Raw genomic sequence first — 24,339 nt, 5'->3', positions numbered from 1 at the left:
ACTCACACGGAAGATCGGGCGGTGGCCTGAATGACCGTCCCGACCCGGTCGACGAGCAGGGCCATCTCATAGCCGATCCGGCCGATGTCGTGCTGCTTGGTGGCCAGCACCGCGAGGTGCGAGGCCGTTCCGACGCTCATCACCAACAGGTAGCCGCGCTGCATATCGACGATCGACTGCATCACCTTGCCGCCGTCGAACAGTTGCACCGCCCCGGCGGCCAGGCTGGCCAGGCCGGCCGTGATGGCGGCGAGCTGCTCGGCGCGCTCCTCTGGGAGATTGTCGCTGGTGGCCTGGAGTAACCCGTCCGCGGATACGAGGACCGCGTGCGAGACGCCGGGTACTTCGCGAGCGAACCGCGCGACCAGCCAGTTGAGATTGGCGTTGTTGGATTCACTCATACAAATTCCCCATGTTCGTGTTTGGCGTCGGCGGCGCGGCGACCGCTGAAGACGCCGTTCAGATGGCGGGTGAGGTTTTCGCGGATTTCTTCCGGGTCCCGGATTCCGGCGTCGGCGCTCGGGTCGACGCTGCCGGGAACCAGCTGGGCGCCGGGCCGGCGAATCGGCAGACCGCCGCGGGTCCGGCCGGAGGAGGCCGGAGTGCTGGCTTCGGCCGCGGCCTGCCAGCCGGAGTCGGCGGGCGAGCTCCATTGCGCGCCCGAGGAATCCGAGGCCGCCGAATCCACCAGCCACTCCGAGACCATGCGCTGGTAGATCGGAGCGGCGCCGCCGCCGTCGTCCGGATCGGCGGAGACCGGTTCGAAAATCGGTGGACCGAAGGTGCTTTCGGGCTCCTCGGCGGCCGAGTGTGCGCCGAAGCTGTTTTCGGGCTCCTCGGCGGCCGCGTGTGCGCCGATCCTGCTTTCGGGCTCCGCGGAGACCAAGTGCGGGCTGAAGGTGTGCTCGGGTTCCTCGTCTACCGGGCGTAGTGGCGCGGGCGGAGTCAGTTCGGCGACCGGCTCGATGTCGCGCGACACCGGATCGACGGAGAAACGGCTCTCGTAACCCGCCGGAGTCGAAACCTCGGGCGCGGGATCGGGTTCCACCGGCACCGGGATCCGGCGTGGCAGACCGTACGCGGTGCGCTGGGGCGCGGTCGTCTCCACCGATTCCGGATCGGGCACCGGCTGCAGGTGCGGCGCCGACGGCGCCTGCGGCAACGGCACCACCGGGGCGGTCGGGTGGTCGGACTCGGGCAGCGAGACCAGGCGCGCGGGCAGATGTACCGCGGCGGTGATGCCGGCGGTGTCGGTGGTGGAGGCGGTACGGCGCAGGCTGACCTGGATGCCGTGCCGGGCCGAAAGATTACTGACCACGAAAAGGCCCATGCGGCGGGCGGTTTCGAAGTTGACCGCGCCGCCCGAGGAGAGGCGGTTGTTGGCCGCTTCCAGGTCCTCGTCGGACATGCCGAGGCCGCGGTCGATGATCTCGATCAGGTAGCCGCTGTCCATGGTGCGGGCCACCCCGACCCCGACCCGGCGATCCGGCGGGGAGTACCGCAGCGCGTTGTCGATCAGTTCGGCGACCAGATGCTCGATGTCGACAGCGGCCGCACCGGCGACGATTCCGGTGGGCACGGAACCGATTTCGGCGCGCTGATAGTCCTCGACCTGGGAGATGGCGCTCCAGAGCATGTCGCCGAGGCCGACCGGTTCCAGGTGACCGCGGCGCAGCGGGGTGCCGGCCAGCACCAGCAGGTTGTCGCCGTTGCGGCGCATGCGGGTGGCGAGATGATCGAGCCGGAACATGCTCTGCAGCCGGACCGGGTCCTCTTCGTTGCGCTCGAGTTCCTCGATCAGCGTCAGCTGCTGTTCCACCAGCGACTGGCTGCGCCGGGACAGCGTCTCGAACATCTTGCCGATCTGTAGTCGGAGCGCGGCGAGATTCAGGGCCTGCTCGTGCATTTCGTCGACGGCGCGGGCGAGCTGGCCGATCTCGTCGCGGCCGGTGACACCGACCGGGGTAATCGGCGGGGGAGTGCCGCCGGAGTACACCAGCGCCAGTTCCTCGGGCAGCCGCACGTGCGCGGTGTCCAGCACGTCGTGGCGGAGCCGCCGGATCGACATGACCAGCGCCTGAGCCACCCACAACGCCAGCGCCAAACCGGCGAGCAGGGTGCCGATGATGATCGAGGTGTCGCGCATCGCGTCGTTGCGCGCGGTGGTCAGGGCCGCACCCAGCACCCGTTCGACCGCACGCGCCCGGTCGGTGGCGACCAGATCGTAGGTGGCGACGCTGGTCCGCGTCGACTCGACCAGGTCCGCCGCCTTGGACGGATCGGCGACGGCGGCCATCCGGGCCATCGCGCCGGCCAGCAGCGGGTCCTTGAACGGGGCGTCGGTGGGCAGGACCTGGTCGTAGACCTGGATCAGCGCCATCTCCGAGCCGGCGGTGGTCAGGATGCGGGCGGCCAGCTGCTCCTGCTGCGACGCGCTGTTGCGGCCGGAGGTCATCATCCCGATGAGCATCTGCTGCTGAGCGAAGGCCCGGCGCGCGGTGACGATCGCGCTGACCTGCAGCATGTAGCGCTGTGCCCCGTTGTAGGTGGAGGCGACGCCGTCCGAGGAGGCCATCGCCTTGTCGACGTAGCCCAGGATGGCGTCGAGCTGAGTGCTCAGCTCCGGGGGTGGGGTCGCCCGCGACTTGTCACGCATCGCTTTCGACGCGGTGATCGCCGAGTTCATGTCGCGGAGCAGACCGGGATCGGTTTTCGGCAGGCGCAGCACCGATTCCAGGTCGGCCACCGCCCGGTCGAACCGGGTGTTGGCCTTGCCGATGCGCGGGTCGGCCGGGTCACCGCCCAGGGTGTTGACCGCGCTGACCGCCAATTCGGTGCTGGCTCCGGCGAATTCGATGATCTGGTGGACGGCCGCGTTGTACTCGCTGGCCTGCCGCACCTGCTGCATGCCGTCCAGATGGTTGTCGACGCGCAGTACAGCGAAGGACATGGCCAAGATCACGGGTGGGAGCAGCGCGATGGCGACCTTGCGGGCAACCGACCAGTTGGAGAAAATCGTCTGCCAGGATCGCGGTGCAGCTTCCATCCCGCCTCTATCCCTCAGCTCTCTCGATTAGGCCCCCGGCTCACACTCGGCAGCGGTGCCTGTCCATAACCAACCAGAGGTCTTGTTAAATGGCACGTGAAACATACCGTGTCCGGTGACGAGCGGCAATTGAAACCGGCAGCAGGCTCGGGTCCGCAATGACGCACGGGCAGAGCGCTTTTCGGTCGGACCCACTCCGGCTCGCGATCGAAGGGTTGCTGAATGGTGTCCAGGGCTGTCCGGCGTGTCGCGACCGCCCCTCTCAGTGCACTCTCAGTCGTTAGGGCCAAACTGGTCGCATGCGCATTCTGGTAGTCGACGACGATCGCGCCGTCCGGGAATCGCTGCGCCGGTCGCTGACCTTCAACGGCTATACCGTCGACCTCGCGGTGGATGGTGTGGACGCCTTGGAGAAGGCCACCGCGCAACGACCCGACGCCCTCGTCCTCGATGTGATGATGCCGCGCATGGACGGCCTGGAAGTTTGCCGCCGCCTGCGCAGCACCGGTGACGATCTGCCGATTCTGGTGCTGACGGCACGCGATTCGGTCTCCGAGCGGGTAGCGGGCCTGGACGCGGGCGCCGACGACTACCTGCCGAAGCCGTTCGCGCTGGAGGAGTTGCTGGCCCGGCTGCGCGCGCTGCTGCGCCGCCGCGCCATCGACCCGGAGGAAGGCTCCGAGGCCATGCGGTTCGCCGACCTGTCGCTGGACCCGGTCACCCGCGAGGTGTGGCGCGAGAGCCGCTCGATCAGCCTGACCCGCACCGAGTTCTCGCTGCTGGAAATGCTGATGGCCAATCCGCGCCGGGTGCTGACCCGCAGCCGCATCCTGGAAGAAGTATGGGGCTACGACTTCCCGACCTCCGGCAACGCGCTCGAGGTCTACATCGGCTACCTGCGCCGCAAGACCGAGGCCGAGGGGGAACCGCGGCTGATCCACACCGTGCGTGGCGTCGGCTACGTGCTACGCGAGACCCCTCCGTAGGGCCGGGAGTCATGGCACGAAGTATTCCCCGGCGGCCGGTCGTCGCCACACTCGGCCAGCGCCCGCACGACGCGGAGATGCGCCCGCCGATGCCGCTGACCCGATCGGTGTCGCTGCGGTGGCGGGTCACCCTGCTGGCCGCCTCGGTGGTGGCCATCGCGGTCGCCGTCACCTCCATCGCCGCGTACGCGATGGTGGAGCGGGCGCTGTACAACGACGTCGACTCGCAGCTGAAGGCGCGCGCCGAGACGATGATCAACAACAATTTCGAGAATCTCGGCTTCCAGTCCATCGTGCTGGCGGGTCTGTTCTCCAATGACGTCGGCGTGGCACTGATTTTCGCCGACCACAAGCCGTATATGCCGCCGCAGCAGACGATTCCGCCGGTCGGCAGTCAGGAACTCGCGGTCGCCGACGGCAAGCTGACCTCCTCGCTGCGCACCGTGCACAACCAGCGGGTGCTGGCCATGCCCACGAATTCCGGGGCGACGCTGATCATTTCGCAGCGCCTGGAGCCGACCCGGGAGGTGCTCGACCGGCTGGCCTGGCTGCTGTTCGTGGTCGGCGGGTGCGGTGTCGTGCTGGCCGCGGCCGCCGGAACCGCCGTGGGCCGCACCGGGTTACGGCCCATCGCCCGGCTCACCTCGGCCACCGAGCGGATCGCCCGCACCGACGACCTGACCCCCATCCCGGTCACCGGCGACGACGAATTGGCCCGGCTCACCGAGAGTTTCAACACCATGCTGCGCGCGCTCGCGGAATCCCGGGACCGGCAACGCCGGCTGGTCGCCGACGCCGGGCACGAGCTGAAGACGCCGCTCACCTCGCTGCGCACCAACATGGAGCTGCTCATCGCCTCCAGCCGGCCGGGCGCCCCGAGCATCCCCGAGGAGGACATGGCCGAGCTGCGCTCGGACGTGGTCGCCCAGATCGAGGAACTGTCCCAGCTGGTCGGCGACCTGGTCGACCTGGCCCGCGAGGACGCCCCCGAAACCGTCTACGACCGTATCGATCTCGGCGAGGTCACCGAGCGGGCGCTGGAACGGGCGCGGCGGCGGCGCGGCTCCATCGAGTTCGTGGCCGAGCTGCGCCCGTGGTTCATGTACGGCCACGAGGCAGGCCTGGAGCGCGCGGTGCTCAATGTGCTCGACAATGCGGCGAAATGGAGTCCGGCGGGCGCACAGGTGCACGTCGCCATGCGCGAGACCGGCCGCGGACTTTTGGAACTCGCCGTCGACGACGCCGGGCACGGAATTCCGGTCGCCGAACGCGAGCTGGTTTTCGAGCGCTTCTATCGGACCACCGCCGCGCGTTCCATGCCCGGCTCAGGTCTCGGATTGGCCATCGTCAAACAAGTCGTAACCAAACACGGCGGCACCATCACCATCGACACTTCCGACCGGGGCGGTGCCCTGATCCGTATTGTGTTACCTGGTGAGGGCGCTGCGCCCGGTGTGCTGCCGGAAATAGACGACGCCCCCGCGGACCTCTGAACAAAACTCCAAAGCAGGGTCAAAGCAGGATCTCAGTCCACTCTTATCCGTCGCCGCCAAGGTTGGTCGCAGACGCTAGGGAGAAACGAGAAGCCATGACCGAGGAAGAAAAGTCCGGTACCAGCGGTCCGCAGCCGACCGAGCAGATCCCGGCCGGCTGGGGCGCGCCCTCCCAGCCGTATTCGCAAGCCGGTCCGTATTCCACCGGTCAGTATTCGACGCCGCAGTACCAGACCCAGCAGTTCCCGGGTCCGGAATCGGGGCCGGAATACGCTGCGATGCCGGGATATCCGAACCCGCCGCACCCCGGCGCCCCCTACGGCGTGCAGCCGCCCCGGAAACCGCTGCGCACCGGTCTCATCGCCGGCGCGCTGGCGCTGGCCCTGGTCAGTGGTGGCATCGGTGGTGTCGTGGGCGCGGCCGTCACCCATCGGGACGGTTCCGGCACCTCGGTCAGCAACGCACTCGACGCGCCCCGCCCGAAGGTCAAGGACGTCGCGAACGCGCCCGCCGGTTCGATCCAGGCGGTGGCCCAGAAGGTGGTGCCCAGCGTGGTGATGATCAAGGTCGCGAGCAATCGCGCCGAAGGCGAGGGCTCGGGCGTGGTCCTGTCCTCCGACGGCCTGATCCTGACCAACAACCATGTCGCCGCGGGCGCCGGCGCGAACTCCAAGATGGAGGTCGTCTTCAGCGACGGCAGCACCGCACCGGCCACCATGGTCGGCAACGATCCGGTCTCCGACCTGGCGGTGATCAAGGCCGAGAAGACCGGCCTGACCCCGATCGAGTTCGGCACCTCCGCGGACCTGCAGGTCGGCGAGTCCGCCATCGCCATCGGCTCCCCGCTCGGCTTGGCCGGCACCGTCACCACCGGCATCGTGTCCGCGCTGAACCGCCCGGTGTCCACCAGCGGCGAAGGCGCCTCGAGCCCGAATACGCCGAACCCGGTGATCGACGCGATCCAGACCGACGCCGCCATCAACCCCGGCAATTCCGGTGGTGCGCTGGTCGATTCGAACGGCAAGCTGATCGGCATCAATACCGCCATCGCGAGCCTGGGCGCCAACGAGATGGCCGGGCAGCAGACCGGTTCCATCGGCCTCGGCTTCGCCATCCCGGTCGATCAGGCCCGTCGGGTCGCCGATCAGTTGATCAAAACCGGCCACGCCACCTACGCCCAGATCGGCATCAAGCTGCGCCCGGAGGACGACAGCGCGCTGGTCCTGGAGGCGACGCCGGACGGCCCGGCGGCCAAGGCGGGCATCCCCGCGGGTTCGGTCATCACCAAAATCGATGACCGGCCGATCAGCTCCGGCAACGCCCTCATCGCGGCGGTCCGGTCGTACCAGCCCGGCGACAAGGTGAAGGTCACCTACACCGATGAGCAGGGCAACAACCCCAAGACCGTCGAGGTCACGCTCAGCGGCGCTCCCGCGTAAGGCTGGAAGGTCATGTTGATGTCGAGTGCGGACCTCAGTGCTGTTGCCAACTCAGCCGTCGAACAGGCGGCCGCAGGCGCTACGGTTAGCAGCATGGAAATCGATGCTCCTGTGGCGGGGCGTGCACTGGTGGTGGTCGTCGACGATCGAACGGCGCATGGAGGTGTGGACTCGCTCGGACCGCTGGTCACCGAGCTGCTCACCGAGGCGGGTTTCCTAGTCGACGCATCCGTTTCGGTGCAGGCCGACGAGGTGGAAATCCGTAATGCGCTGAACACCGCGGTGATCGGCGGTGTCGACCTGGTGATCTCGGTGGGCGGCACCGGCATGTCGCCGCGCGATGTCACCCCCGAGGCCACCTCCCAGGTGCTGGACCGCGAGCTGCTCGGCATCACCGAGGCGCTGCGCGCTTCCGGCCGGGTCGCCGGTTCGCTGGACGCTGGGCTCTCGCGCGGGGTCGCGGGCATCTCCGGCAGCACCCTGGTCGTGAACCTGCCGGGCACTCGCGCCGCGGTCCGCGACGGCATGGCAACCCTCGGGCCGCTCGCCAGTAAGGCGATCGGCGAACTCTCCGGATTGGCCGAATAATCAGCGGCACCGGTTCTTCCGACGATCCTCGCCCGGCCGACCGCCGGGCGAGGGACGCCGCGCGTTTAGCCGAAATCTTCGGCGACGCTCTTCCCGATACCACCCGCGATGAGCGTGGTGACGACTCCGAAGCGCCATCGTCTTCCGATGATTGGCTGCGCTCCCAGGTGCCACCGCACCACGGTTGAGCTTTATCTACGGCCGCGCTCCGTATTACGAACGGATATATAGCCGCGGCTGCCTCACTGTTTTTGTATTTCGACTGTGATGCAGGCCATTTCGTTACGGCGCTGACTCGTACCCGCGAATGGCCTTGTTGTGCCGCGGGTTGTCGAATAAGTCGCTCCGGAACCCTTCCCCGCTGCGTCTATGCACGTCAAGCGATATGAGCATGATTGGTACTGTGATCTACATCACAATGTTCTTTACCAAAGCGCGCGTTGCCACACAGTTACCTACGGTTTAATCTTCGCCCAGAGCCACCCAACTATGGACCCCACAGGCCCGGGTACGTCACGAACGTTGCCGACCCGGCGGAACCATGGCTCGGTTCCGTTGCCAGCTAAGGCCGTTGCGCCGAAATAACGGCCGGTTACACACCGGCAACAAACGGACGACAAACTGAGCTGGGCCTGAGAGGACCATCCAGCCTCGATGGTCGAGGTTGACTGTTAGAACCTGATGAGGGGAAGTATGAGCGAGAACCGCACCAACGGTCTGCGTCGCAGTGCCGGCGTGGCCGGTGCTGCCGCGGCCGTTGCCATGGGTCTGTTTTCGACCGGCGCTGCCAATGCCGATGTCTTCGTGCCGTTGCCGGACGGTCAGAAGACGGGTCCAGGCGTCACCATTACCCGCACGGGTGAGCACGCTGTCGTCGTCCCGGGTATCACCGCGAACGGCGTGACCCGCGAAGTGCGCGTGTCGGGCAACGCGACCGCCGACGTGACCGCCACTCCCGACGGCAATCCCGGCCCCTGGAACGGCGCGGACAACAGCCCCGGCACCAACAACTCCTCGACGCACGGTGCGTCGACCATCACCACCGGCTACATCGTCGGCTGCCAGGTCAGCATCGGCGACGAGGCGCTCAGCCTCAGCGGTGGCGTCAGCGTCAAGCCGGACAGCCTCGGCCTCTCCGGCGGGTTCAGCCTGGGGCTCGGCCCCGGCCAGGTCAGCTGGGCCGCCATCGAGCAGAAGGACATTCTGAAGGCCGGCGTCTACTCGGTCGAGTACGAGGACATGCTGATCAGCATCACCGGTTGCGCCGGTTACGCGCAGGCGCGTTCCTACACCGTGGTCGAAATCATCGGCGATCACTACTCGAAGACCACCCTGTACGGCCAGCCCTTCTCCATCGGCTGACCCGTCTTCGAATCCTCTTCTCGCCGAACATACTTCCAACCCCTGAGGGATTAACATGATCAACCGTAAGAGCCTGGTGAAGGTTGCCGGCGCGGGTGCCGCCGCGGCTGTCGCCATGGGCCTGTTCTCCACCGGTGCGGCCAACGCGGATACCTTCATCCCGCTGCCCGGTGGCTCCCTGACCAAGACCCTGTCCGACGGCACCGTGGTGACCGTCAACCTGCACGGTGAGTCCGCCAACATCAACCCGTCCATGGGCGCGACCCCGGTCCACCGCAACGCGTGGGCCTCGGGCACCGCCTCGGTCGAGCTGTCCGGTGGCGGCGCCTCGGCCGGCGGCCGGATCTACCCCGGCTACCTGGTGGGCTGCCAGGTCAACATCGGCGGTGTCGGTGTCGATGGTGGTGCCGGCCTCGATATCGAGAGTGACGGCGAAGGCGGCGCGAAGGGCACCCCGAGCGCCAACGGCGGCGCGGCGCTGTCGCTCGGCCCCGGCCAGTCCGCTACCTTCTACGTCCTCGACCGTGAGGTTGCCGACGACTTCGGCAACGAGTCGCACTCGCGCAACAACCGGTTCAAGGGCCTCACCGGCTCGGTGAGCTGGGCGGATTCCACCATCGGCCTGAACGGCTGTGGCGGTTACGCGCAGGCTCGTGCCTTCGTGAAGGTCAAGGTCGAGACCGACAACGTCATGTCGTACGTGACGCTGTGGGGCGCCCCCTTCAGCCTCGGCTGATCTGGTTCGCCAGACCTGAAAACCTGAGCAGGCCCGTCGCTTTCGCGGCGGGCCTGCTCTTTTGGCTTGGCGTGCTGCGGTTTACACCTCGCGGATCGTGGTGGTGCTGCTGCCGGTGGCCTTTCCGGCGTCGCCCTCCGCATTGCGCTGCTCGGCGAGCAGATCGCGGATCTCGGTGAGCAGTGCGATCTCGGTGGCCGCCGCCTGCTTGGAGCCGAAGCGCGCCATGATCCGGTTCGCCGGAGTCACCAGGATGAAGTACAGCACCGCGGCGATCAGCAGGAAGTCGATGACCGCGCCCACGATCGTGCCCAGCTGGATGAAGGTCGCGGGCTTGCCCGACACGATCTGGAAGCCCCAGCCGAGTTCGTTGGTGCCGCCGAAGACCGCGAGCAACGGCTTGACGATCCCGTCGGTGAAGGCGCTCACGATCGCGGTGAACGCGGTGCCGATCACGACGGCCACGGCCAGATCGAGGACGTTCCCGCGGAAGATGAACTCTTTGAATCCCTTGAGCATGGCCGAAATCTCTCCTGTTCGGATAAAGCTGACTGCGCGGAGCCGCGATTGGTAGCCGATGCTAATGGTCAGTGGAAGACGACGGTGAGCGCGGTCCGCAGCGAGGCCGCCGCGACGGCGGTGGCATGGGTGGCGTCCATGGCGACCAGGACCACCGGCTCCGGCTGCCCACGCCGATCTGCCGGACGCGAGACCAGCACCACGGCGGCGTCTCTGGCCAGCGTGCGCGCGGGCCGGTCGCTGCCGTCCTCGGCGCCCACCACGTCGACGCGATCACCGGCGCGCAGGATCTCCGCGACAGCGTTGTCGGCGAGACGGATCGGGACGATGCGCGCGTCCGGGGCGCCGGCCGCGACGGCCGCCAGCCGCGGGCCGACGATGCGCAGATCGGTGAAGACCTCACCGGCCCGCATCGCGCCGGTCAGTGTGGCGCCGACGAGCTCTCCGGCGTCACGCACCGCGCCGGACGGGAGGGAACCGGATTCGCGCGGTGCGGTGCGCAGGTCACCGGCTGCCAGCAGGCGGCCGGGCGGTAGGTCGTGATCGGCGACGACCACCTGCGCCGGGTGCGTATCCGGATCGCCGCGGAGAAACAGCACTGCCGCCAGCACGGTGAGTGCGGCGGCGAGCAATCTGCGGACCAGGAGCAGATCGGCCCAGGGTGGGCGGTTGTCGAGAACCGCGCGCAGCGGGTTTTCTCGGCCGAGATCGGTGCGCGATTTCATGGCCGGATCTTATGGCCGCGAACACCGCGCCACGCCCGGGAAAAGACCTGCCTGTGGATAACTTCCCGGCTGTGGATAACTCAGCTGGCTGCGGCTGCGGTGCTGGTAGAGGAGCTGCTGGCGGAGCCGTTGCTCGACGGAGCGCTCGATTCGGCAGGCTTGCTCGACCCGTTGTCCGACTTCGCGCCATCCGACTTCGCGGGCTCGCTCGCGGTGGCGGAGCCGCCACGGCTGTCGGTGCGGTAGAAGCCGCTGCCCTTGAACACGATGCCGACCGAGTTGAACAGCTTGCGCAGCTTGCCCGAGCACTCGGGGCAGACGGTCAGGGCGTCGTCGCTGAAGGACTGAACGATGTCGAAGCGGTTGTCACACTGGGTGCACGCGTACGAATAAGTTGGCACAGGATCCTCCGCTGGTCTCGTCGAACTGGCACTCTACAGGCGACAGTGCCAACATCGCCAATCCTGCATTCATTCCACGGTACCCAGTTGCCGCAGCCCGCCCCGCGGTGTGAGCGCCCAGCCCATGCGCAGGTCATGTGGTTCCTCGGGCAGCCTGGAGACCAGCTCCGCGTCGCGCACGACCGCGGTCAGCCGGACGCCGGGCCGGGCCGCGCCCAGGGTCCGGTCGTAGTAGCCGGCGCCCCGCCCGAGCCGCACGCCGCGCAGGTCCACCGCGAGCGCGGGCACCAGAATCAACTCCGCCAGCCCGACGGCCTCGGCGCCCAGCAGTTCCCCGATCGGCTCCAGCAGTCCGAAACGCGCAGGTTGCAAGCTGTCCGGACCGGTGTATTCGGCCCATTGCAGCGGCCCGGGCGGACCCGTCACAGGTAAGAGGACACGCGACCCGCCCACGCACAACGCATCGAGCAACTCGCGCGAACCCGGCTCGCCGCGCACCGGCACATAGGCGCATACCCACCCGTTCACTGCGAGTTTGCCCGCGGTTTTCGCCAGTAGGCGAGCCTCTTCGGCATGCTCGGTGGCGGTCTGAGCACTTCTTTGCCTGAGAATTTCGGAGCGCCATGCATGTTTATCGGCCTCACCGGGCATCTCCATGATGATCACCATATGCTCACCCGCAATTAGCCCCATCGCCGCAGACGGCGTTGGGGCCATGTGATGGATGGATAGGGTATGCCCATGACAGCAAACGGACATTCCGCCGACGGCGCGGTGTCGTGTTTCCGCACGGCCGTCGTTCCCGCGGCCGGACTCGGGACACGATTCCTGCCCGCGACGAAGACGGTGCCCAAGGAGTTGCTGCCGGTGGTGGACACCCCGGGCATCGAACTGGTCGCGGTCGAGGCCGCCGATTCCGGCGCGGACCGGCTGGTGATCGTGACCTCGCCCGGCAAGGACGGCGTCGTCGCACACTTCGTCGAAGACCTGGTGCTGGAGAGCACCCTGGCCGAGCGCGGCAAGTTCAAGCTCCTGGAGAAGGTGCGCAAGGCGCCGGGCCTGCTCGACGTGGTCTCGGTGATCCAGGAGGAACCGCTGGGTCTCGGGCACGCGGTCGCCCAGGCCGAGAGCGTGCTCGACGATGACGAGGACGCCATCGCGGTGCTGCTGCCCGACGACTTGGTGATGCCCGTCGGTGTGCTCGACGTGATGAGCCGGGTGCGGCGCAAACGCGGCGGCAGCGTGCTGTGCGCCATCGACGTGCCCAAGGATCAGGTCAGTTCCTACGGCGTCTTCGACGTGGCGACCGTGCCGGACGCGGTGAACCCGAATGTGATGCGCGTCAACGGCATGGTGGAGAAGCCCGCCCTGGCCGACGCGCCGTCCACCTACGCGGCGGCCGGCCGATACCTGCTGGACCGCGCCATCTTCGACGCGCTGCGCCGCATCAAGCCCGGCGCGGGTGGTGAGTTGCAACTCACCGACGCCATCGCGCTGCTGATCGAAGAGGGACATCCGGTACACGTTGTGGTGCACCGTGGGTCGCGCCACGATCTGGGCAACCCGGGCGGTTATCTTCGTGCTGCGGTCGATTTCGCTTTGGAACGTGAGGAATACGGCCCGGCCTTGCGAGAGTGGTTGCAGCACCGGCTGAGTGCGGAGTGGGATCCGCAGCTGACGCCCTACGACTGATCGGTTTCGCTGTCGGCGCGTGGTCGGGTACGAATGAGAGTTCACCCGTTTTTGAAAATGTTCCAGCCGCGCGCCGAACCGCTTTCACCGTGCTGCGGTGACACCATCACTTGGTGCGCGGCGGGATTCAGTGAGACGCCAGATCAGGGAAGGGCTCGATGCGCTCGGTTGAGGATCAGCAGATCAAGGTGACCGCGGCGGCGGTCGCGCCCCGGCCGGTCCGGGTCGCGATCTCCGAGGCCCAGGGCCTGCTGTGCGCCGAAGACGTGGTCACCGAACGGCCGCTGCCCGGGTTCGACCAGGCGGCGATCGATGGTTACGCGGTGCGCAGCGTCGATGTCGCGGCCGCGGGCACCGATATTCGCAACGAGGACGACGAACTCGTCGACCTGACGTTGCCCGTGGTCGGCGAGGTGGTCGCGGGTTCGCGGCAGCCGATCCGGTTGCAGCCGCGCCAGACCGTGCGCGTGGACACCGGTGCGCCGCTGCCCACCCTCGCGGATGCCGTTCTGCCGCTGGACTTCACCGATGGCGGCCGGGCGCGGATCAAGGTCTACGAAACCGTGCGCTCCGGTGATTACGTCCGCCGCATCGGCGACGACGTGCAGCCCGGTGACGTCGCGGTGCGGGCGGGCACCATCATCGGGCCGGCGCAGGTGGGTCTGCTCGCCGCGGTCGGCCAGGACAAGGTGCTCGTGCATCCGCGGCCGCGGCTGTCGGTCATCTCGGTGGGTGGCGAACTCATCGATATCGATCGGACGCCGGGCCCGGGCCAGGTGTACGACGTGAATTCCTATGCGCTGGCCGCCGCCGCGCGTGACGCGGGCGCGGACGTGAACCGGGTCGGCATCGTCAGCACCGACCCGCGGCAGCTGCGCGATGTGGTCGAAGGTCAGCTGGTGCGTTCCGAGGTCGTGGTGATCGCGGGTGCGGTCGGCGGCTGGGCCTCCGAGCAGGTCCGGGAAGCGCTCGAAGGGCTGGGCGAGCTGGAAGTCGCCCGCGTCGCCATGCATCCCGGCTCCGTACAGGGTTTCGGCAGGCTCGGCCGGGACGAGGTCCCGACCTTCCTACTACCGTCCAATCCGGTTGGCGCGCTGGTGGTTTTCGAGGTCATGGTGCGGCCGCTGATCCGGATCGCGCTCGGGCGCCGGCATCCCATGCGCCGGATCATCCGGGCCCGGACCATCACGCCCATCTCCTCGATGGCGGGCCGCAAGGGGTATCTGCGCGCGCAGCTGATGCGCGACGAGACCACCGGCGATTACCTCGTGCAGCCGCTCGGCGGCGCGGCCGGTTCGTCCTCACATCTGCTGGCCACGCTGGCCGAGGCGAACAGCCTGATCATGATCGACCCGGACGACACCGAAATCAGGACCGGTGACGAGGTCCGGGTCGCGTTTCTCGCACAGCGCGGCTGATTTGTCGGGGAGCTGATGGAGTCGATGAACGTTTTCCGGGTCACGCAGCATCCGGGATGGCCCGCGCGGCTGGGCCCGGTGCGGTGCGCGGCCGGTCAGGTGACGCTGCGGCCCGTGCGGTTGCGTGACGCGGCGGCCTGGAGCCGGATCCGGCTGCGCGATCGGGATCATCTGGAGCCGTGGGAGCCGACCGGACGCGGCGCCTGGGAGGCGCGCAATCACGCGTCGAACTGGCCGTCGCTGTGGTCCAGCCTGAAGGCCGAGGCGCGGCGCGGCGCGATGATCCCGTTGGTGATCGAGGTCGACGGACACTTCAGCGGGCAGCTCACGGTCGGCAATATCGTGCGCGGCGCGCTGCGTTCGGCGTGGATCGGGTACTGGGTCGCCAAGGATCTGAGCGGCCAGGGGGTGGCCACCACGGCGCTCGCACTCGGGCTCGACCACTGCTTCGGGCCCGTCGGCCTGCACCGAGTGGAAGCCACGGTGCGGCCGGAGAACCTGGCCAGCCAGGCCGTGCTGCGCAATGTCGGGTTCCGCGAAGAGGGTTTGCTGCGCAAGTATCTCGACGTCGACGGGGCCTGGCGCGATCACATGCTGGTCGGCATCACCATCGAGGAAGTCATGGGCACCGTCATCGATCGACTGGTCCGCGAAGGCCGAGTAATCCTGCCCTGAAAGCGGATTCACTACCTCGGTAACCGCACAAGATATCCCCGCTATGCGCAAACCACCGGAAGAAACGCTTGAATCCGGGCATTCTTGTGACAGATGTGGCGTATGTGCACGGCGCGCCTGCCAGATGTTGATGCGTCCCCGAATTAACCTACGGACGTCAGTGGTGCGTTTTGCGCCAGCGGAACCAGTGGGGACGGAGGTGTGAAAAGGGAAGATGCCGAATTCGATTCTGTGGATCGGGTTGGTCGTGCTCTGGGTCTTCGTGCTGTTCCCGATACTCGCCGACCGGCACCCCAGGATCCGGCAAACCACCGACGCGGCACTGGCGACGAGAGTCCTGCACCGCGGCGGCTCCAAGCGGCGCATGAAGTCCGGCCCCGCCGCCGGGCACGACAGCGACCCCGACTACAGACCGAGCCGTGCGCACAGAAAGTTCTTCCCCAGCGATGATGCGGAGCACCGGATGAACCCGGCCGAGGAAGTCACCGACCCTGAGGACGAGTTAACCGGTGCCACACCGGAACTCGAGGCCGGCCCGAGCGCCGCCTGCGAACCCGACAGTGCCCCGGTCGAACTGGCGGACGACGAGACCCTCGAGGCCGAGCTGGCCGAGGAGATCGAGGAGGCCGAATACGTCGACGAGGACGCCGAATTCGACGGTGCGGACACCGTAACCGCCGGATCCGCTGCGGACAGCGCCGATTCGGCCGATGATGACGACGTGGGAGAGCGCAGCGAACCGGAGACGGTCGCCATGCCGCCTGCCCGTATCGAGGACTTCGACTCCGAGTACGACGAATTCGACGCCGCGGACCCCGATTTCGTCCCCTCCCGCCGTGGCCGCGGCGGCTTCGACCCGGAAGCCGACGCCATCGCCCGCGCCGCCCGCTACACCTTCCGCCAGCGTGCCGTCCTCGGCCTCCTGCTCGGCGCCATCGCCTGCGGTGCCCTGGGCATCGTCTTCACCGCCCTCTTCTGGTGGCTCAGCGGCCTGTGCGCCATCGTCTTGGCCACCTACCTCGGCTACCTACGCAAGCAAGTCCGCATCGAAGAGGACATCCGCCGCCGCCGCGCCGCCCGCCTCACCCGCGCCCAGCAGCGCGGCGAAGGCCCCGTCGAAGACACCCGCCAAGCCGAGGCCCGCGCCCACCGCCACACCATCGACCGCGAAACCGCGCGCGCCCTCCGCCGTCGCTCCACCCTCCTGGAAACCGACGACGAAGACCCCATGTTCGAACACCTGGAAACCTTCGACCCGGCCACCGCCCGCGCCCTGCGCGAACGCCACGGCGCCGGTGACTACCGCCGCGCCGCCGGCGAATAGTTTCCCCAGCTCAAACAGGCGATTCGGTATCCCGGGCGCATGCCTGATACAGTGTCTCAGCGCGGTTCCCCAGGGATCCGCACGGGGCTATAGCGCAGTTGGTAGCGCGTCTCGTTCGCATCGAGAAGGTCAGGGGTTCGATTCCCCTTAGCTCCACAAGATGTCCCCTACTCGAATCCGTACCGGGTTCGAGGAGGGGACATTTCCCGTTTCAGGGGATCGGCAGTTTCGCTGGTTTGGTCGATTACCGTCGCAGCAATAGCGGCAACGCCACTACGACGACCACGAAGGCGACGATGTTCGTCCAGCGGTAGGCGACGAGGATCGCGACGAATTCGCGCAGTACCGCGCTCGGCAGGTAGTAGAAGGCGGTGCGGGCGCCGGTGACTTCCGCGTCCAATTTCAGGCGGCGGGCCAGGATCGCGGTGCGCAGGATATGGAAATTGCTGGTTACCAGGACCATTCGGATATTCGTGCCGCGCTCGCCCAGCAGTCGTTTGATGAAGAGCAGGTTCTCGCGGGTGGTGGTCGATTGTTGTTCGAGGCCGACACTTTCGGTGGGGACGCCGCGGGCGATGAGGTAGTCCGCCATCGCCGAGGCTTCCGATACGGCTTCGTCCGAACCCTTGCCGCCGCTGGCGATGATCACCGGTTTCCGGCCCTGGGCGACCTCTTCGCCGTAGATCTGGATCGCCCGGTCCAGCCGGGCCGCCAGTAAGGGCGGCACACGTGCGCCGGACAGGCCGGAGCCGTGGACGACGATCGCGTCCATGCCCGGCTGGTAGGGCAGGCGGCCGTAGAGCAGTGAGTACAGCACGAAGCAGGCGAAGACGAACCCGAAGTAGCCCCCCACCACGAAGAGCATCACGAGGAGGACCGGCCACAAGCTGTCCGTGGCGATCGCGACGCCGAGCACCAGGTAGGGGATCAGCAGTACGACTCCGGGGCCGATCGTCAGCAGATTCGCCAGGCGCATTCCCTCGCGCCGTGCCATCTGGACGGAGTTGGCGAGCAGCACCCCGGCCAATGCCAGTACCACCAAGGTGGACGCGACGATCAGTGCGCGGGTCAGCGTCAAGCTGCGGTCCATCACGCCGCCGGACCCGATCAACCCGGCTCCGGTGACAGCCAGGCCCGCGAATAGGTAGATGGCATTGCTGATTCTTCGCCGGTCGAGATAAAACCGCAGTGCGAACACGCCCAGCAACACCGGCCCGATCGTGAGCAGAATCACCCGCACACCGTAGACCGTGGCAGATGCGCACCCGCACAAGGGGTTCACCGAACCCTGCGGCGCGTGGTCGACGGCGAGGTGTCAGCGTGGATGTGCGGGTGGGCGATCGTCGAGGGCGTGCTGGAGGTTCGCGTTGATGCGCTGGGCTTCGGCGAGCTGGTCTTCGAGAATGACGATGCGGCAGGCCGCCTCGAGGGTGTTGCCGTTGTCGACGAGTTCGCGGACGCGCCCGGCGATGCGTAGTTGGTAGCGGGAGTAGCGGCGGTGCCCGCCGGAGGAGCGTTGCGGGGTCAGCAGTTCGGCGGCGTCGAGGCCCCGCAGGAACGATTGGGTGACGCCGAGTATTTCCGCGGCGCGGCCCATGCTGTAGGCGGCGTAGTTGTCGTCGTCGAGTCTGTCGCCGGCACTCGCGCCATCGACTGGTGTGTTCGGTTGCTGCACAGGACCTCTCGGTGAGTCAACGTCGGCAGGCCCCGGCGCTGGTGCGCCGGGGCCTGGAATCTAAAAGAGGGGGATTGACTTCATTTCCGTTCCCGACACTTTCCGGGACGCGTAACTGGTAGGTGACTACTCAGTGACCACCACCTCCTGGATCGTCGGACCTATCTTCTTGCTCTTGCTGGGTGTTGCTTGCTACTGCACTTGCTTTCTTCGCCCCCTCCAGCGGTCCGGCCGACTGCACCGGATTCTCTTCTCCGCCGGAGGGGACGGTCTAACTTCCTGTTCCGGGCAGTTCACCTGCCCGGCCACTTGGACCTTCTCCATACGAACGAGAGTGACTGTATACCCGTCTCCGCAGAATGTCTACTCCCGCCACGACAGATTTTTTCTCCCGAGGGATGGACACTTCACTCACCACTCCACGGTCTGCCGGATCGTAGGATCGGGGCTCCCTGAAGTCGAAATTGAGGTGATGATGCCGCGGTTCGGTGTGCTCGGACCGGTGATCGCTTGGGACGAGGCCGGAGTTCCCCTGGACCTCAAAGGCCCGCGACACCGAGCGGTGCTGGCTCGGCTGCTGGTCGCCCGTGGCCGGGTCGTTCCGGTGAACCTGATTGTCGAGGACCTGTGGATCGATCCGCCCACGGGAGCCAAAGGTGCTGTGCAGACTTTTGTTTCGGCATTGCGCCGTGCGCTGGAGCCGCAGCGCACAGCACGGTCGACCGCGCGACTGCTCGTCACGGAAGGGCCGGGATACGCGCTGCGCGCCGATCCTGATTCGGTCGACGCGTGGCGGTTCGAGCAAGCGGTCGCACAGTCCGCGACGGCCGCGCCGAGGCAAGCGCTCGACTCGCTCGCGGAGTCGCTGCGGTGGTGGCGCGGCCCGGCCTATGCGGAATTCGCCGAAGAACCGTGGGCCCGGGCCGAGCGAGCACGCCTCGAAGAGCTGCGGCTCTCCGCCGTGGAACGCTTGGCGCAGGCGCGTCTCGACCTCGGGCTGGCCGCGGACGCGGTACCGGACCTCGACGCGCACGTGGCCGACCATCCGTGGCGGGAAGAAGCGTGGCGGCTGCTCGCGCTGGCGCTCTATCGCTCCGGCCGGCAAGGTGATTCGCTGGCCGCGCTGCGCCGCGCGCGCGAGTTGCTCGCCGAGGAACTGGGCATCGACCCCAGCGCCGAGCTGAGTGCGCTGGAAACCGACATACTCCGCCGCGCGGATCATCTCGGCGCCGAGACGGCGGGACGAGTCTGGGAACAGGCGGCCGCCGCCTACGACCGCACCGTCGCAGCCGGATCGAAGACACGGCTCGAGTCGACCGTCGGACTGCTGCGGAGCCTGGCGATCAGCGGCGGGCTCGAGGCCGCCCGGCGACAACGGCTCGGAACCATCACCGCCGCCGAACAATTGGACGACCCGGAGCTCACTGCCCGGGTGATCGGGAACTACGACGTTCCCGGCATCTGGACCCGTTCCGACGATCCGGAGCAGTCCGCGCAGGTCGTCGCCGCAGCCGAACGCACGCTGGCGCGACTTCCTACCGAGGCGCCCGAGACCACGCGGGCCAGACTGTTGGTGGCAATCGCGTTGGAGTCGCGCGGCACGCGCTCGCCCCGTGGGCAGCAGGCTGCGCGCGCGGCCGAGGAGATCGCCCGCCGGATCGACGATCCCGCTCTACTCGCCTCCGCGCTGAGCGGGAAATTCATGCACACCTTTCACCGTGCGGGGCTGGCCGCGCAGCGCGACGCGATCGGGCAGGAACTGATCGCGGTGTCGGCGCGGCATGGATTGGCGACCTTCGAGATCCTCGGACACTTGGTTCGGATGCAGGCGCGCGGTGGACTCGGGGACTTCGACGGCGCGGACGTGCACGCCGCCGCGGTAGAAATATTGGCCGAGCGCCACGAGTCGCCGCTGGTGACGGTGTTCACCACGTGGTACCGGGCGATGCGGGCCGCGGCGACCGGCGCTTCGGACGCCGACGCCGAGGCCGGCTATCGCCAGGCCGCGAAGCTCCTCGCAGGCAGTGGCATGCCCGGACTCGAGCACGGCATCCTGCCCTTGGCGTTGCTGTGTCTGCGGGTGTCACGTGGCCGGCCGTCGATATTCGCCGCCGACACCGACTTCGGACCTTACGAGCCCTGGGCGCGCCCGCACCTGCTGCTGGCGGACAACAGCCCCGACGCCGCTGCGGCGGCCCTGCGCCGAATCCCGGACCCGCCACCAGATCTCCTGCTCGAGGCGCTGTGGTGTCTGGCCGCGCGCGCGGCGATCACGCTCGGCGACCGCAAGATGATGATCCGTGCTCGAACCGAATTATCCACTGCGGCAACGGAAATAGCGGGCTCCGGTTCCGGTCTGCTGACCGTGGGCCCGGTCTCGGAGATCCTCGGCGAACTCACTGCTGTCCTGGACGAACAACCCGACGGGTGAGCAGTTCCCGCAGTGCTTTCGCGACGTCGGCGGGAGCTTCCTCCGCCATGAAATGGCCCCACGGGACGGTGGCGTGTGTCAGATTCTCGGCCCAACCGCGCCAGATCCCGGCCGCATCGAAACCCAGCGCGGCGCCCCAATCCTGCTGCAGGACCGAGACCGGCATCCGCAGCCGATTGCCTGTGCTCCTATCGGTTTCGTCGTGTTCTACGTCGATGGTCGCCGAGGCTCGATAGTCGGCGACGATCGAGGGAATCGCCGCCCGGGAAGCAGCGAGGTAGGCGGCGCGGATGTCGGCGGGGATCGCCTCCGGATCCTGGGTCCACGCGTCGAGGAAGTGACCGAAGAAGACATCGGGAGCACCCGCGATGAGCTGCTCGGGCAACCCGGCGGCCTGGGCCATCAGGTAGAGGTGGAAACCGACTGCCGCGGAACGTCCCTGCATCACCTCCCACATGTCGAGCGTCGGCAGGACATCGAGAGAGGCCAGGTGGGTGATGACTTCGGGATGATCCAGACCGGCGCGGATGGCGACCAGCGCACCACGATCGTGACCGGCCAGCGCGAAGCGCTCGAACCCGAGGGCGCGGCCGAGCGCGACGATGTCGGCCGCCATGGTTCGCTTCGAATAGACACTGTCGTCGACATCGTCCGGCTTGTCGCTGTCGCCGTAGCCGCGCAGATCCGGGCAGATCACAGTGTGATCGGCGGCCAGGTCGGCGGCCACCTGCCGCCAGCAGAGATGTGTTTGCGGAAACCCGTGGAGCAGCACGATCGGGGCACCGCTGCCTCCGACGGCGACGTTGAGCGAGACGCCGTCGGCGACGGTGACGCGTTGGTAGTCGAATCCGGGAATCGTGAGAGTCATCGGGCAGTCCTTCAGTTGATCGGCAGGAGCATCAGGCTGCCTGCCGCCGATCAGCATCGACTGAGCATCGGGCTCCGACCGCTCGATATAGTGCGCGGGTGAGCGAGCAGCGGGAGTCGGCCGAACCGGCCTTTCGGGTTGAGCATCGGATGATCGGTGCCGCTGCCGTAGTCGCGATACACGGTGAGGTGGACGGCGATACGGCGGCGCTGCTGGCGGTGGCGGTGCGCGAGGGGCTGGATCGCACCCAGGCCGCGTTCTGCGTCCTGGATCTGACCGAAGTCGACTATCTCGGCGGCGCGGGCTTGCAGACTCTCGCCGCGACCAGTCGCGAGGCCGAAAATCGTAGGGAGCCACTGCGCGTCGTCGTCGACTCCAACCGCCCGGTCATTCGCCCGCTCGAGCTCACCGGTCTCGAAGAAGTCCTGGCTCTGTACCACAGCGTCGAAGACGCCTTGGCCGGCTGACCTCGTCCTTCAGGGCGCTGGGGCGGCGGATATCGGCGGAACCTGCGGTCGGTCGAGCGGGAGCTCGGCCCACACCGTCTTGAATCGTCCGTAGTGGACGACGCCCCAGGAGCTGGCCAGGCGGTTGATGACGAGCACCCCACGCCCACCGTTCAGGTCCGGAGTGCGCAGGTGCGGCTCGCCGGTTCCACTGTCGTCGACCTCGACCCGAAACCGAGCCGGCTCCGTCCGCACGGCGAACCGGCAACGCCACGGCGAGCTGCCGTGCTCGAGCGCGTTGGCAACCATCTCGTCGACCACCAATACCGCGTCCTCCACCAGCACGCCGGTGCCGGGAGCGAGCAGCGTTCGGACAGCATCTCGGATCTGCCACGGAGCAGTGGTCTCCAGATCGAACTCTGGCCCCTGCTCTTCGCCACCCGGCAGTGCCCACAGGGGTCTGCTCATTGCGTCAACCTCCACTCGCCGCAGGCCAAAGATAGCGCCCGAGATAATGCCCGGCTACCCATGATGGTGGCGTAGAAACTCTGGCCGGTCAGCGGCCGGTACGTGGTGCGGCCAGCATAGGCTGAAGGCTCGTATGCGATGAACGGGAGGCCCGCGGTGGCCGAGACGGCGGTGGCCGAGGTGCTGGTCGAGCTGGCCGCGCTCGAGGATCCGAAGATCCGCGCGATCAACGAGAAGCACGGTGACGACCACGGCGTGAATCTCAGCAAGCTGCGGGCGGTGGCGAAGCGGCTGAAGACGCAGCAGGAACTCGCGCGCGAGCTGTGGGCAACGGGGGATACCACGGCGAAACTGCTGGCCACCCTGATCTGCCGCCCGAAGGCGTTCGAACGGGACGAGCTGGACGCGATGCTGCGCGGCGGGGACACCCAAGGTGCACGACTGGCTCGTGAATTACGTGGTGAAGAAGAGCCCGCACGCCGAAGAGCTGCGCTCGGCGTGGTTCGCCGATCCGGATCCCGTGGTCGCGAGTGCCGGGTGGGCGCTGACCACCGAACGCGTGGCGAAGCGGCCCGACGGTCTCGACCTCGCCGGGCTGCTCGATGTCATCGAGTCGCAGATGAAGGACGCTCCGGATCGGCTGCAGTGGGCGATGAACCACTGCCTGGCGCAGATCGGGATCGAGCACCCCGAATATCGCGGCCGCGCCCTGGAGATCGGCGATCGTCTGGAGGTGCTGAAGGACTACCCGACGCCGCCGAATTGCACGTCTCCGTTCGCGCCTGCCTGGATCACCGAGATGGTGCGCCGCCAGAGCTGACGGACCGCTTGCAGAAGCCCTGAAATGGCCATTTGCGGCAATGACACGTCTCACTATCGCCTTGACTGAAATTTTAGTCAGGAGTTAGCCTGGTGATTGCCAACTAAAGGAGAGTCAACATGCGGCGGCGCACGTTCGTACAGACGTCGATGGCTGCGATGGGCAGTCTTCTGGTGGGCGGTTGCGGCGACGAGGCCGGACCGGACGGCGACGGGAGAAAGTGGATGATGCCCGAGGAGGGGCAGCCGCACACGCGGACCTGGATGGCTTTCGGTGCGAGCGAACGCTTTTGGGGTGCGGAGCTGGTCCCCGTTGTGCAGCGTGATCTGGCCGCCATCGCCACGACGATCGCCCGGTTCGAACCGGTGTCCATACTGGTGCGACCCGCCGAGATGAATCTGGCACTGGGGCTGATGGGCGGCGCGAACATCGAGCTGGTGCCCGCGGAGATCGACGACCTGTGGATTCGGGACACCGGGCCGCTGTTCATGCAAGGTGACAGCGGCCGGGCCGGGGTCGACCTCAACTTCAACGGCTGGGGTGACAAGCAAGAACATCGCCACGACGCCGAGGTGGCCCGGGTCGTCACCGAACGCGCGGGGGTCGAACGCCTGACCACCGACCTCGTGCTCGAGGGCGGCGGCATCGAGGTCGACGGCGCGGGCACCGCGATCATTACCGAGAGCTGCGTGCTCAACAGCAATCGCAATCAGGGCTGGAAGAAGCGCGATGTCGAGGAAGAGCTGGCCTACCTGCTCGGCATCCAGAAGGTGATCTGGCTGCCGGGTATCGCGGGGGCGGAGATCACCGACGGGCACACCGACTTCTACGCGCGTTTCACCGGCCCGGGTGTGGTAGTCGCCGCATTGGACAACGATCCGGATTCCTTCGACTACGAGGTCACCCGCCGCCACCTGGACATCCTGCATCAGGCCACCGACGTGCACGGTCGTCCACTGCGCGTCGAAGTGCTGGAGGGACCGTCGACGGTGCGCTCGACCGCCGAGGACTTCGCCGCCGGCTACATCAACTTCTACGTCTGCAACGGCGCCGTCATCGCCCCCGAATTCGGCGATCCCCGCACCGATCCGGCCACCCGCGCCACCCTGGAGCGGCTGTTCCCCGACCGCGAGATCGTGCAGCTGAATATCGACGGGATCGCCGCCGGTGGCGGCGGTATCCACTGCGCCACGCAACAGGAACCGGCCGCCTGCCCCCTACTGTGAG

At 67.5% G+C, this 24,339-nt stretch carries 23 protein-coding genes, 1 tRNA gene and 1 pseudogene; 15 read left to right on the top strand and 10 right to left on the bottom strand.

Going from position 1 to position 24,339, the window contains the following annotated elements; all coding sequences use genetic code 11:
- Positions 1-2 precede the first annotated feature (2 nt).
- Positions 3-401: a roadblock/LC7 domain-containing protein gene (locus IBX22_RS13485; protein ID WP_194815927.1), complete on the bottom strand. Its 399-nt coding sequence runs from the start codon at positions 399-401 to the stop codon at positions 3-5.
- Positions 398-3,046 (bottom strand): ATP-binding protein, encoded by a 2,649-nt coding sequence (locus IBX22_RS13480; protein ID WP_194815926.1) that lies wholly within the window; start codon positions 3,044-3,046, stop codon positions 398-400. Before IBX22_RS13480 ends, IBX22_RS13485 begins: the two co-directional genes overlap by 4 nt.
- Before the next feature lie 299 nt (positions 3,047-3,345).
- On the opposite strand from IBX22_RS13480, the gene IBX22_RS13475 reads away from it, so the two are divergent.
- The 6 genes from IBX22_RS13475 to IBX22_RS13450 all read left to right on the top strand — a co-directional run bounded on the left by IBX22_RS13475 (position 3,346) and on the right by IBX22_RS13450 (position 9,650).
- A complete protein-coding gene (locus IBX22_RS13475; protein WP_194815925.1) occupies positions 3,346-4,032 on the top strand; it encodes a response regulator transcription factor in 687 nt (228 codons plus the stop codon).
- 11 nt (positions 4,033-4,043) lie between these two features.
- Entirely contained in the window at positions 4,044-5,525 is a 1,482-nt protein-coding gene (locus IBX22_RS13470; protein WP_194815924.1) for a HAMP domain-containing sensor histidine kinase, read from the top strand.
- 95 nt (positions 5,526-5,620) lie between these two features.
- The gene (locus IBX22_RS13465) at positions 5,621-6,964 is read left to right on the top strand and encodes a S1C family serine protease (RefSeq protein WP_375540240.1); all 1,344 of its coding nucleotides are present in this window, start codon (positions 5,621-5,623) and stop codon (positions 6,962-6,964) included.
- An 18-nt stretch (positions 6,965-6,982) separates the two neighbouring features.
- Complete coding sequence (locus tag IBX22_RS13460) at positions 6,983-7,552, top strand: molybdenum cofactor biosynthesis protein B (protein WP_194815923.1); 570 nt, start codon at positions 6,983-6,985, stop codon at positions 7,550-7,552.
- 693 nt (positions 7,553-8,245) lie between these two features.
- Positions 8,246-8,914: an MspA family porin gene (locus IBX22_RS13455; RefSeq protein WP_194815922.1), complete on the top strand. Its 669-nt coding sequence runs from the start codon at positions 8,246-8,248 to the stop codon at positions 8,912-8,914.
- 55 nt (positions 8,915-8,969) lie between these two features.
- A complete protein-coding gene (locus IBX22_RS13450) occupies positions 8,970-9,650 on the top strand; it encodes an MspA family porin (RefSeq protein WP_194815921.1) in 681 nt (226 codons plus the stop codon).
- An 81-nt stretch (positions 9,651-9,731) separates the two neighbouring features.
- Here the strand turns inward: IBX22_RS13450 and mscL are convergent, their stop codons facing one another.
- From mscL to IBX22_RS13430, 4 genes are all read right to left on the bottom strand, one after another.
- Positions 9,732-10,169 carry a large conductance mechanosensitive channel protein MscL gene (gene mscL, locus IBX22_RS13445; protein ID WP_194815920.1) on the bottom strand — a complete coding sequence of 146 codons (438 nt, stop codon included), beginning with the start codon at positions 10,167-10,169 and terminating at the stop codon, positions 9,732-9,734.
- Between the two features lie 68 nt (positions 10,170-10,237).
- Positions 10,238-10,894, bottom strand: a complete 657-nt coding sequence (locus IBX22_RS13440) for an SAF domain-containing protein (protein ID WP_194815919.1) — start codon at positions 10,892-10,894, stop codon at positions 10,238-10,240.
- Positions 10,895-10,974: 80 nt separating this feature from the next.
- Complete coding sequence (locus IBX22_RS13435; RefSeq protein ID WP_194815918.1) at positions 10,975-11,295, bottom strand: FmdB family zinc ribbon protein; 321 nt, start codon at positions 11,293-11,295, stop codon at positions 10,975-10,977.
- 69 nt (positions 11,296-11,364) lie between these two features.
- Positions 11,365-11,952, bottom strand: coding sequence for a 5-formyltetrahydrofolate cyclo-ligase (locus tag IBX22_RS13430; RefSeq protein ID WP_228538807.1), 588 nt, complete (start codon positions 11,950-11,952; stop codon positions 11,365-11,367).
- Between the two features lie 84 nt (positions 11,953-12,036).
- Here IBX22_RS13430 and IBX22_RS13425 point away from each other — a divergent pair, with 84 nt between their 5' ends.
- The 5 genes from IBX22_RS13425 (at position 12,037) to IBX22_RS13405 (ending at position 16,560) form a co-directional block, all read left to right on the top strand.
- The gene (locus tag IBX22_RS13425) at positions 12,037-12,987 is read left to right on the top strand and encodes a UTP--glucose-1-phosphate uridylyltransferase (RefSeq protein ID WP_194815916.1); all 951 of its coding nucleotides are present in this window, start codon (positions 12,037-12,039) and stop codon (positions 12,985-12,987) included.
- 158 nt (positions 12,988-13,145) lie between these two features.
- A complete protein-coding gene (glp, locus tag IBX22_RS13420) occupies positions 13,146-14,405 on the top strand; it encodes a gephyrin-like molybdotransferase Glp (protein ID WP_194815915.1) in 1,260 nt (419 codons plus the stop codon).
- A 24-nt stretch (positions 14,406-14,429) separates the two neighbouring features.
- The gene (locus IBX22_RS13415; protein ID WP_194815914.1) at positions 14,430-15,080 is read left to right on the top strand and encodes a GNAT family N-acetyltransferase; all 651 of its coding nucleotides are present in this window, start codon (positions 14,430-14,432) and stop codon (positions 15,078-15,080) included.
- Between the two features lie 214 nt (positions 15,081-15,294).
- Entirely contained in the window at positions 15,295-16,404 is a 1,110-nt protein-coding gene (gene glpR, locus IBX22_RS13410) for a gephyrin-like molybdotransferase receptor GlpR (RefSeq protein ID WP_194815913.1), read from the top strand.
- 83 nt (positions 16,405-16,487) lie between these two features.
- Positions 16,488-16,560: transfer RNA gene (locus tag IBX22_RS13405), tRNA-Ala, on the top strand.
- A gap of 88 nt (positions 16,561-16,648) precedes the next feature.
- On the opposite strand, the gene IBX22_RS13400 is transcribed toward IBX22_RS13405, so the two are convergent.
- Together IBX22_RS13400 and IBX22_RS13395 are read right to left on the bottom strand one after the other, a co-directional pair.
- Complete coding sequence (locus IBX22_RS13400; protein ID WP_194815912.1) at positions 16,649-17,638, bottom strand: YdcF family protein; 990 nt, start codon at positions 17,636-17,638, stop codon at positions 16,649-16,651.
- An 81-nt stretch (positions 17,639-17,719) separates the two neighbouring features.
- Positions 17,720-18,079 carry a helix-turn-helix domain-containing protein gene (locus tag IBX22_RS13395; RefSeq protein WP_309234599.1) on the bottom strand — a complete coding sequence of 120 codons (360 nt, stop codon included), beginning with the start codon at positions 18,077-18,079 and terminating at the stop codon, positions 17,720-17,722.
- A gap of 472 nt (positions 18,080-18,551) precedes the next feature.
- On the opposite strand from IBX22_RS13395, the gene IBX22_RS13390 reads away from it, so the two are divergent.
- A complete protein-coding gene (locus IBX22_RS13390) occupies positions 18,552-20,510 on the top strand; it encodes a BTAD domain-containing putative transcriptional regulator (protein ID WP_194815911.1) in 1,959 nt (652 codons plus the stop codon).
- Here the strand turns inward: IBX22_RS13390 and IBX22_RS13385 are convergent.
- Positions 20,476-21,378: an alpha/beta fold hydrolase gene (locus tag IBX22_RS13385; protein WP_194815910.1), complete on the bottom strand. Its 903-nt coding sequence runs from the start codon at positions 21,376-21,378 to the stop codon at positions 20,476-20,478. The two genes, IBX22_RS13390 and IBX22_RS13385, sit on opposite strands and share 35 nt — an antisense overlap.
- 98 nt (positions 21,379-21,476) lie before the next feature.
- Here IBX22_RS13385 and IBX22_RS13380 point away from each other — a divergent pair, with 98 nt between their 5' ends.
- Positions 21,477-21,845, top strand: coding sequence for an STAS domain-containing protein (locus tag IBX22_RS13380; protein WP_194815909.1), 369 nt, complete (start codon positions 21,477-21,479; stop codon positions 21,843-21,845).
- 9 nt (positions 21,846-21,854) lie between these two features.
- Here the strand turns inward: IBX22_RS13380 and IBX22_RS13375 are convergent, their stop codons facing one another.
- Positions 21,855-22,292, bottom strand: a complete 438-nt coding sequence (locus tag IBX22_RS13375) for an ATP-binding protein (protein ID WP_194815908.1) — start codon at positions 22,290-22,292, stop codon at positions 21,855-21,857.
- A 138-nt stretch (positions 22,293-22,430) separates the two neighbouring features.
- Between IBX22_RS13375 and IBX22_RS13370 the strand changes: the two are divergent.
- Positions 22,431-23,112 (top strand): annotated as a pseudogene (locus IBX22_RS13370) (DNA alkylation repair protein).
- A gap of 119 nt (positions 23,113-23,231) precedes the next feature.
- On the top strand, positions 23,232-24,338 hold the full coding sequence (locus IBX22_RS13365) for an agmatine/peptidylarginine deiminase (RefSeq protein ID WP_194815907.1): 1,107 nt from the start codon (positions 23,232-23,234) through the stop codon (positions 24,336-24,338).
- Position 24,339 lies beyond the last annotated feature (1 nt).

The sequence above is a fragment of the Nocardia sp. XZ_19_385 genome (assembly GCF_015355755.1).
In the GTDB taxonomy this organism is placed as follows: Bacteria; Actinomycetota; Actinomycetes; order Mycobacteriales; family Mycobacteriaceae; genus Nocardia.
This window is presented reverse-complemented; position numbering and strand designations above follow the sequence as displayed.

Excerpts from the sequence above, each read along its gene's own strand:
- IBX22_RS13465 (WP_375540240.1), top strand. The coding sequence starts at position 5,621 with ATGACCGAGGAAGAAAAGTCCGGTACCAGCGGTCCGCAGCCGACCGAG.
- IBX22_RS13430 (WP_228538807.1), bottom strand. The coding sequence starts at position 11,952 with ATGGAGATGCCCGGTGAGGCCGATAAACATGCATGGCGCTCCGAAATT.
- IBX22_RS13475 (WP_194815925.1), top strand. The coding sequence starts at position 3,346 with ATGCGCATTCTGGTAGTCGACGACGATCGCGCCGTCCGGGAATCGCTG.
- IBX22_RS13375 (WP_194815908.1), bottom strand. The coding sequence starts at position 22,292 with ATGAGCAGACCCCTGTGGGCACTGCCGGGTGGCGAAGAGCAGGGGCCA.
- mscL (WP_194815920.1), bottom strand. The coding sequence starts at position 10,169 with ATGCTCAAGGGATTCAAAGAGTTCATCTTCCGCGGGAACGTCCTCGAT.
- IBX22_RS13425 (WP_194815916.1), top strand. The coding sequence starts at position 12,037 with ATGACAGCAAACGGACATTCCGCCGACGGCGCGGTGTCGTGTTTCCGC.
- IBX22_RS13385 (WP_194815910.1), bottom strand. The coding sequence starts at position 21,378 with ATGACTCTCACGATTCCCGGATTCGACTACCAACGCGTCACCGTCGCC.
- IBX22_RS13455 (WP_194815922.1), top strand. The coding sequence starts at position 8,246 with ATGAGCGAGAACCGCACCAACGGTCTGCGTCGCAGTGCCGGCGTGGCC.
- glpR (WP_194815913.1), top strand. The coding sequence starts at position 15,295 with ATGCCGAATTCGATTCTGTGGATCGGGTTGGTCGTGCTCTGGGTCTTC.
- glp (WP_194815915.1), top strand. The coding sequence starts at position 13,146 with ATGCGCTCGGTTGAGGATCAGCAGATCAAGGTGACCGCGGCGGCGGTC.
- IBX22_RS13440 (WP_194815919.1), bottom strand. The coding sequence starts at position 10,894 with ATGAAATCGCGCACCGATCTCGGCCGAGAAAACCCGCTGCGCGCGGTT.
- IBX22_RS13470 (WP_194815924.1), top strand. The coding sequence starts at position 4,044 with ATGGCACGAAGTATTCCCCGGCGGCCGGTCGTCGCCACACTCGGCCAG.
- IBX22_RS13450 (WP_194815921.1), top strand. The coding sequence starts at position 8,970 with ATGATCAACCGTAAGAGCCTGGTGAAGGTTGCCGGCGCGGGTGCCGCC.
- IBX22_RS13390 (WP_194815911.1), top strand. The coding sequence starts at position 18,552 with ATGATGCCGCGGTTCGGTGTGCTCGGACCGGTGATCGCTTGGGACGAG.
- IBX22_RS13415 (WP_194815914.1), top strand. The coding sequence starts at position 14,430 with ATGAACGTTTTCCGGGTCACGCAGCATCCGGGATGGCCCGCGCGGCTG.
- IBX22_RS13460 (WP_194815923.1), top strand. The coding sequence starts at position 6,983 with ATGTCGAGTGCGGACCTCAGTGCTGTTGCCAACTCAGCCGTCGAACAG.
- IBX22_RS13485 (WP_194815927.1), bottom strand. The coding sequence starts at position 401 with ATGAGTGAATCCAACAACGCCAATCTCAACTGGCTGGTCGCGCGGTTC.
- IBX22_RS13365 (WP_194815907.1), top strand. The coding sequence starts at position 23,232 with ATGCGGCGGCGCACGTTCGTACAGACGTCGATGGCTGCGATGGGCAGT.
- IBX22_RS13480 (WP_194815926.1), bottom strand. The coding sequence starts at position 3,046 with ATGGAAGCTGCACCGCGATCCTGGCAGACGATTTTCTCCAACTGGTCG.